Origin of the sequence: Bacillus sp. AF62 (genome assembly GCF_050312695.1) — a bacterium.
In the GTDB taxonomy this organism is placed as follows: Bacteria; Bacillota; Bacilli; order Bacillales; family Bacillaceae_G; genus Bacillus_A; species Bacillus_A cereus.
Window position 1 is genome coordinate 1 of record NZ_JBNPJZ010000163.1, and the last position, 8255, is coordinate 8255.

The following is an 8255-nucleotide window of genomic DNA, read 5'->3' on the forward strand; positions in this document are numbered from 1 at the left end:
TGCCAAACCGAAATTCATCTCCCACCTACCGTTGGGCTAGCGCCCTTCACACGCTTGAGGTAGGAGAATTCTTTCGGGAAATTCGTTAAATGTTTCTTCAAGAGTTTTTCATATTGGTACCTTTTTCTTCGAACCTCCTCCGTGTTTCTCCATTTATAGTAACCAGATTGAGAAACACCAGCAATCGTTACGAGCCAAATAATAGGATAATTCTTGTGTAATTTATGAATAATTTCAAAACGTTTTACTTTTGGAACCCATCCTTCCCATGTAGATTTGGATACTGCTTTTTTAAGTATTCAACCTGAGCTATTAAATAATCTCTTTCTTCTTCGATACTTTTAAATGTTGTTTTAGATAAACGATGAAAGGGATTGAGTTCTCTTGATTCTCCCCCTCGTTGATCAGCCAAAGGCTCACCTTGCTTATGCTTCTTTACCCAATCTTTCAATTGAGTAGGACTTCTAATTTGTCATTTAATAAAGGACTTTTTCCTTATCTACTTTTGAGAATCTATGTTGTATAGTAAATAAAATAAATAGTTTACAAAGTGAAATATAAATGAATTTAAGGAGGATTTCTATGAGAGTTTATAAAAAATTAGCAACGTTGGCACCTATTGCTGCATTAAGTACATCCATTTTATGTTCTCCTGCAATGACATTTGCAGCAGAAAAAGAATCCACAGTGAAACAAACCACACAACAAAGTGCGGTTCAACAAGGTCGTACCATTCAAGGGTATCTTATTAAAAATGGTGTGAAAATACCAGTTTATACAGGTGGATTAGTAACAAATAAGGCTGAACAAGGTGCAGCAGCATTTCCACAATTGTCTTCCAATCCTAATGATCCTATCCCTCAAAAAGGTTCTATTTCATCTGAAGATGGAAATATTGGAGATATTTTATATTTTTCTAAAACTCCAATGGGAGATAATGTTTATATAAAAAAACTTGAGAATAACAACATTGAAATTGGAAAATATAATCGAGGCACTTTAGAATTATCGAAATTTGTGACAGTTAATGGAGATCCACAGGGACCTATAATGTTATTTGATGCTACGGTAAAACGTGAAACGGCATTTGAAAAAATTGGTGGTGCTGTACAACCAAAGGCAACACAATATACTTTTAGTCAAGCGGTAACATCCGGTTTATCAACATCAGATGCGATTGGCGGTTCATTAACATTAGGATATAAAATATCGCTTAAAGAAGGTGGCGGAGTAGTACCAGCCGAAGCAACACAGGAATTTAGTACACAATTAAGTGCTACATATAATCATACAATTACAGTGACAAACCAAACAACGAATACACAAACACAAACCTTTAAACCTATAGACAGTTATGGACAATCAACCTATGCAGCTGCTGTGTACCAATTAAAATCTCATTATACGGTGATTCCAGGAGCAGGATTACAGAAGGGATTAAATAGTGGATATGTGTTAGATCAAACAGCGTTTTCATATAGCGATTCTGATTTATATCTAGCTGTAACACCAGGAGCAGGTTCAAATGTATAAGTTAATTAGGAAAAAATCGAGGAATTGTAAGAGAGGTATTATAAGGCTGAACCCCACATCCATCAACTTAAGGATTTAGACTATTCTTGAAGTTAAAAGCACGTTACTATTCTCTTATGTGAATGAGAAAGGGTGACGTGCTTTTGATATTAAAATAAAATAGACACAGATAAATTTAATTATGTATCCTCCAACCCGTACATATGTTCCTTTTCTATCGAAGATAAATAACCATTCGTTGAATGAATTCTTTTACGATTAGGTTCTGGTGCAAAAATTCCCAAATGTTTGAAATGTGTTTTTCAAACTTGGCTATTAGATATATTAAACCACCTCTCGATATTCGAGAGATGGTTCATTTTTATTTATTCACAATTCTATTATAGGAATTTAGGGTTAACACGTAGTAAACAAGATAGATCACACCATACGTTGTCATAGCGCACATAAATGAAATGATATCTTGCTGTATGTCCATGCTATATTGTAAGGCTACTGACATTGTTAACATGCCTGCATTTAGTATGCCAATAATTAACGGAAGGAGAAATACAAATAATGTTTGTTTTGCTATCGTAGTTCGCACTTCTTTTCTATTTACACCGATTTTCCGTAAAATTTCATAACGATTTTTATCTGAATGTGCTTCTGTTAGCTGTTTGAAGTAAATAACACTTCCTGTTGCGACTAGTAAAACTAAGGCTAAAGAGCTAACTACAAATATTTTCATTCCTGTAAGTGCCTTGATTTTTTTATATTCTTCGTAGAACGTACGTACCTGAGTATCTTCTCCAGCTAATTTTATTAATATCTCAGATGTTTCTTTTGTTGTTTTTTCATCCTCTACTTTATAAGCTTTATATGTGATTGGATTGACTTGTTTTGCAACACTGTCAAACATCGCGTTATCAATGACAAGGTATAAAAGCTCAGGACCGGATGTTAGTTGTATCGATTTTTTTTGTAAATTGTTGAGCTTAAAAGTATAATTTCCTCCCGATAATTGAATGTTGACTGGATGATTAATAAAATCAGGAGCTGGTTGATTAATGTATTGTTTAAATGCGATAGCCTGCTCACCAGATAGGCTTGGTATATCCCCTAATTTTAGAACTTTGTTCATTTTATGAAAGCCATTTTCTGAGATTAAGTTAATGGAAAGGTCATCTTTATCTTGGAATGGTGCTGAAGTATTCCCTTTCACCTGAATAATCGGGATATCTAATTGCGCTGTAATAGCATGATCTTTGTCTTTCGAAATCACACTTTTCATTTGATTGTCATACGCTTCGCCTTTTGAAAGATGAATATAGCTAAAAGGAGCTGTTTCATGAGCATCTTTTTCAGTAATCGAGTATTCAGAGAAACTTGCCTGGAGATATGGCAGCGCTGCTGTAATTAGCAATGCGATAACTGTAAGCATAAGAGCATTTCCTTTTACACGGTACAACAAATGCGATGTTCCAATGATGTTAATTCCTTTATAGTAGTTCGGTTTATTTTTTTGTGCACGTTTTAGCAAATACACAGTCAAAGAACGAAATAATAAATACGTTCCAATCGCAACAAGAGGCATAGAGAGTATTGCTGCCCCGTTAAACATAAACCAATAACTACTTACGAGTAAAAGAATCGAAACTACGGCAGAAACGATAGATGCTTTCGGTACTTTCTCCCCTTTTTTATCTGCTTGGAATAATTCAATTAATTTAAAGCGATAAATTAAAAGATACGATTGAAGAGATGTGAAAATTGTAATGACCGTAAAGGTAATAGTCGTAATCATAATTGCTTCCATTGGAATACTAAAACTTACATCGACCGGAGCCCCTACGAGTTTAAGAAGCAACAAGATAAACAATCTAGATAATATAATGCCTAATACGAGCCCGCAAATTAAAGTCATAGCTCCAATAATTACATTTTCAAAAAACAGCATTCTTGCGATGTTTTTTTTTCTCACGCCGAGTAGAGAGTACAGGCCTACTTCTTTTTTACGTTTCTTCGTGAAGAATGCATTAGAATACCCAATGAAAACTGCTACAAATCCTATTAAAACGAAAGAGGTTTGTGACATCGTACCTTCCATATTATTAACGGCGTTTTTAATCTCTGGTGTATACAGTAGTGAGTTGAAAGTGTAACAAATTACAACGCTCACCACCATTGAGAAAAAGTAGAGAAGGTAATTATTTAAATTCCTTTTAATATTTTTTTTCGCTAAACTAAACAACGTCACTTGTACCACCTCCAAGAATGGACAATACATCTAATATCTTCTTGAAAAATTCTTTGCGGGTAGAATGGCCCTTTACGAGTTCAGTGAACAGCGTGCCATCTTTAATAAAGAGCACACGTTTACAATAGCTAGCTGCAAATGCATCATGTGTTACCATGAGGATGGTAGCTTGATCTTCTTGGTTTAAATTTTGCAAGCTCTCCAATAAGTCTGCTGCCGATTTTGAATCGAGTGCTCCAGTCGGCTCGTCTGCTAATATTAAGCTTGGTTTAGATACCATTGCGCGTGATGCAGCTGTGCGCTGTTTCTGCCCACCTGAAATTTGATACGGGTATTTGTCTAAAATGGAACGAATACCAAAACGCTCTGAAATTTCGTTAACTCTGTTTTCTATTTCTTGTACATTCATTTTTGCGAGTGCAAGTGGCAGCAAAATATTATCTTTCACTGTTAACGTATCTAATAAATTGTAATCTTGAAAAATGAAACCTAGTTTATCCCGCCTGAATGCGGATAATTGTTCTTCTTTCATGTTTAGTACGCTTGTCCCATCAATCAAAATCTCACCGGACGTCGGCTGATCTATTGTCGCCAAAATATTTAAAAGTGTGGACTTTCCCGCACCTGAAGGTCCCATAATTCCAACAAACTCACCTTTGCAAACAGTTAAATCAATATCATGTAATGCAGTAAATGTATTTCCTTTTGCTCCATACATTTTTTTGATTTGTTTTGCGTCTACTATTGTTTTCATATATATAATTCCTCCATTAAAGAAGTTATTCTTGTCTTACAGGTTTTATTCTATATGATGTAATCCTTCGATAACCTTACAGTTGTTTAGGTTAACCTTACAATTTTGTAACCTTGCAATAAATGTCCTTTCTTTCTTTCTTTCTTTATTTTTTCCACTATAATGTGATATAGACGATTATGCCATCGTAATTTCGTGCAGCAGTATGGGCACATAACATATAGCAAAAATAATCTTTAATATAAGATTTTGGAGGAATAACCATGAAAATTATGATTGTAGAGGACGAAAAAACGATAAGAGATATAGTGGGAGAGACAATAGAAAAATGGGGATTTGCTACAATAAAAGTAGAAGATTTTGACCAAGTATTATCAGTATTTTTAAAAGAGAGTCCTCATCTTGTGTTAATGGATATAAATCTGCCGTCATTTGATGGATTTTACTGGTGTAATAAAATTAGGGAAACTTCAAAAGCACCGATTATCTTTCTTTCATCTCGTAATACACCGATGGATATGGTGATGGCGATGAATATGGGAGGAGATGATTTCATTAACAAACCGTTCCACTCAGATGTTTTAATGGCAAAAATTAATGCACTTCTTCGTAGAACTTATACGTATATAGAAGATATAGAGTTAAATGTAATCGAGCATGATGGAATTGTGCTCAACCTTAAATCCTACAATCTGTCTTATGGGAATGAAGCGATTACGCTAACAAAAAATGAATTTATTATTTTAAAACTTCTTATGCAAAATAAAGGGGCTGTTGTAAGCCGAACAAAGATAATGCGCAGTCTTTGGGCTGATGAAAGATTCGTAGACGAAAACACCTTAACGGTTAACATTGCACGGATACGCAAAAAATTTACTGACCTCGGTAAAGACGGTTTCATTACTACTAAGAAAGGGTATGGGTATATCATTTTATGAGTTTTTTTAAATATTTAAAAGATAAACGATTCTTTTTCATACTGTACTTCATGTTGATGCTGTTTGTTTCATTAATTATGGTTGTAAACGATATGCGGAATCTTATTCTTCAAAACTTACTCTATACTCATGTTATTGGCCTCCTATTTGTAAGTCTGTATATTACTATCGGATATTATTACCGGAGGTCTTTTTATGTGGAAATAAATAATCTAATAGAAAATCAGCAGAAAGATTTCCCTGTAGAAATGCTTAAACCACAAAATTATGAGCAAGCTTTATATGTCAAGATGATAAAAAGATTGAATGACAATCATTCTAAACAGCTTCAACAGCTAATTGAAGAGAAAGTGGATCATCAAGATTTTATTATGTCATGGATTCATGAAGTAAAACTCCCGATTGCGGCGAGTAGGCTACTTCTTGAGAACAGTACAGGAAAAACAGTAGACTTTCTTGTAGATAAGTTTGAGGATGAACTAAACAAAATTGATAACTATGTAGAACAGGCTCTTTACTATTCACGAATCGATTCATTTTCTAAAGACTATTTCATTACAGACGTACAATTAAATCAAATCATTAAACATAGTGTAAAAAAATATGCCAAACTTTTTATTACGAAACGGATTCACTTTCATATGAAAGAAGAACAGCAGTTTGTCCAAAGCGATAGTAAATGGCTTGCATTCATCCTCGATCAAATTACAGCAAATGCTTTAAAGTATGTAAATGAAGAGGGTGAAATTTCTTTCTGCTTTGAAGAAGACAGTAGAGAAAAACGATTGCTCATTCAAGATACTGGAATTGGAATTAAGCAAGAAGATATACACCGCGTATTTGAGAGAGGATTTACAGGTTCTACCGGAAGAATCCATATAAGATCTACTGGAATGGGCCTGTATCTTGCGAAACAAATGGCTTTGAAATTAGGGCATGATATTTCTATTCAATCACAAAAAGGAAGATATACAAGGGTTACCATCCATTTCCCAAAAATAAGAAATTACCATCAATTCCTGTGAAGAGTAGATTAGGAATATCTGTGAACTACTCGCCACTTAGCAAAGCTTGAAGTGGGAGCTTCTCAGTTCCACGACGAAAGTAACCTTTCGTCTCCCTGAGCGTTACTTCGGGGTGTTCCACCCCTAGATGTCCAACGCATGAATGCTCTTTTGGTACGGTTGATATTTTACGCAGGAACCGAATGGCTTGGTTTTCGCACTCTATTTTCTTCCTGCAACCTTCTATATCAAGTTATCAAAGAACTTCATATAGCTAGTTTATCAAAAGTTTTTGGCTATGCCAAACCGAAATTCATCTCCCACCTATCGTTGGGCTACGCCCTTCACACGCTTGAGGAAGGAGAATTCTTTCGGGGAATACGTTAAAATATTTTTAAAAATATGTGTACAAAATGATTTTTAAACCTGAACCGTATTAGGCAGTATTTTTTAATGAAATTTATATTTTGAAAATTGTATATGTGATGGCCCATTTTTTCGACCAATTTTTTGATGCACTTTTTCGAGAAGACTTTCTGCCAAATTTGATAGTAGGCATACATACAATACAAGTAGTGTATCGTTTGAATTGCCATAGTGGCATCTTTTTTCGAAAAGAGACGTGATGATATGATTCAAACTTCCAGTTAAAAGGAGAAACGACAGGTTTCATTTTCTCCCTTTTTCGTAATCAAGATGATGTAGCAATATCCGAAAATTTGAAATCAATCATAAGGATTTGTGATAGGTATAGTCGATGAAGACGGGAAGTGGATGGTAGTGGACAAATCATGGTCTGGACACTCTACACAGTTATTACAAGAAATTGATCAAAAAATGAGCAGAATTGAGGGTTCTGGTGCAAATAAGGGATATATTCCAAAGAGCAATAGGGATTCCTATCGGAATCATTCTTTATGCTGTTAAAGCAAATATTTCATTGATAAGATATATTTGCTTTTGGACAGACTTCTTCCCTTGGAGAGTTTGTCCTTTTTTGATCATATGCATAGCTTCTATTCCAGCGATCATTTTTGTAGCCGTTCGCAAGGATTTCAATCCAAGCATATTCCGAATCCATTTTTTGATAAATCGATGATCTTGCTCAATAATATTGTTTAAATATTTTTTCACACGAAGTGGTATACCATGCGGTATACATTTTTCTGCCTTTCGTTCACGTATCGCAACAGGATAGGGCCTTATCTCCATCAGCAGTTATCGAGTGAGGCTTTGTGGCGTGACAAGAAGCCAAGGCTTTCTTTAGAAAACATTTGGCAGCCTTCGCATCTCGTTTACGACTTAAATAAAAATCAATCGTATTTCCTTCGGAATCGATTGCGCGATATAAGTACATCTTTTCTCCTTTGATTTTGATGTATGTTTCATCCACTCTCCAAGAATTATTGGTTAATTTCAAATGTGTTCGAATCCACTCATTTAATTCTGGTCCATATTGATGAACCCAGCGCATAATGGTTGTATGGGCTAAGGAGAATCCTCGTTCTTCCATCATTTCTACTAAATCACGAAGACTTAAGTTGTACCGTAGGTACCAACGTACTGTTAGCAAAATAATATCGGACTGGTAATGCTTCCATTTGAATATATTTTCTTGTTCCATACTGGTCACACACCTTTTTTAAGTAGTAGTATCAGTATAGTTTGAAAGAATACTTTCAAATCGTTTCGATTTTTTGCACCACAACCTATTTTGTTCAAGGCACACCCTAATACAGAAATGACAAAATTCATCAATGCTTATAAAAGTGCAAGTTCTCGACTTA

General features: G+C 34.8%; 6 protein-coding genes and 2 pseudogenes. 4 read left to right on the plus strand and 4 right to left on the minus strand.

Translation table 11 applies throughout. From position 1 onward, the window contains the following. Nucleotides 1-244: 244 nt before the first annotated feature. The gene (locus ACQRBL_RS31550) at nt 245-451 is read right to left on the minus strand and encodes a hypothetical protein (protein ID WP_260870134.1); all 207 of its coding nucleotides are present in this window, start codon (nt 449-451) and stop codon (nt 245-247) included. 131 nt (nt 452-582) lie between these two features. On the opposite strand from ACQRBL_RS31550, the gene ACQRBL_RS31555 reads away from it, so the two are divergent. Then, the gene (locus ACQRBL_RS31555; protein ID WP_411996733.1) at nt 583-1533 is read left to right on the plus strand and encodes a hypothetical protein; all 951 of its coding nucleotides are present in this window, start codon (nt 583-585) and stop codon (nt 1531-1533) included. Nucleotides 1534-1894: 361 nt separating this feature from the next. Here the strand turns inward: ACQRBL_RS31555 and ACQRBL_RS31560 are convergent, their stop codons facing one another. Both ACQRBL_RS31560 and ACQRBL_RS31565 read right to left on the minus strand, forming a co-directional pair. Then, nucleotides 1895-3772 (minus strand): FtsX-like permease family protein, encoded by a 1878-nt coding sequence (locus ACQRBL_RS31560; RefSeq protein WP_411996734.1) that lies wholly within the window; start codon nt 3770-3772, stop codon nt 1895-1897. Beyond that, on the minus strand, nt 3759-4526 hold the full coding sequence (locus tag ACQRBL_RS31565; protein WP_411996735.1) for an ABC transporter ATP-binding protein: 768 nt from the start codon (nt 4524-4526) through the stop codon (nt 3759-3761). Before ACQRBL_RS31565 ends, ACQRBL_RS31560 begins: the two co-directional genes overlap by 14 nt. 263 nt (nt 4527-4789) lie before the next feature. Between ACQRBL_RS31565 and ACQRBL_RS31570 the strand changes: the two genes are divergently transcribed. Together ACQRBL_RS31570 and ACQRBL_RS31575 are read left to right on the plus strand one after the other, a co-directional pair. Next, nucleotides 4790-5464 (plus strand): response regulator transcription factor, encoded by a 675-nt coding sequence (locus tag ACQRBL_RS31570; protein WP_411996736.1) that lies wholly within the window; start codon nt 4790-4792, stop codon nt 5462-5464. After that, a complete protein-coding gene (locus tag ACQRBL_RS31575) occupies nt 5461-6489 on the plus strand; it encodes a sensor histidine kinase (protein ID WP_411996737.1) in 1029 nt (342 codons plus the stop codon). The genes ACQRBL_RS31570 and ACQRBL_RS31575 overlap by 4 nt, the downstream gene beginning before the upstream one ends. A gap of 894 nt (nt 6490-7383) precedes the next feature. On the opposite strand, the pseudogene ACQRBL_RS31580 reads toward ACQRBL_RS31575, so the two are convergent. Beyond that, nucleotides 7384-8092, minus strand: a pseudogene (locus ACQRBL_RS31580) (IS6 family transposase). Nucleotides 8093-8179: 87 nt separating this feature from the next. Between ACQRBL_RS31580 and ACQRBL_RS31585 the strand changes: the two are divergent. Then, nucleotides 8180-8255, plus strand: a pseudogene (locus ACQRBL_RS31585) (IS200/IS605 family transposase); the annotation flags it as partial.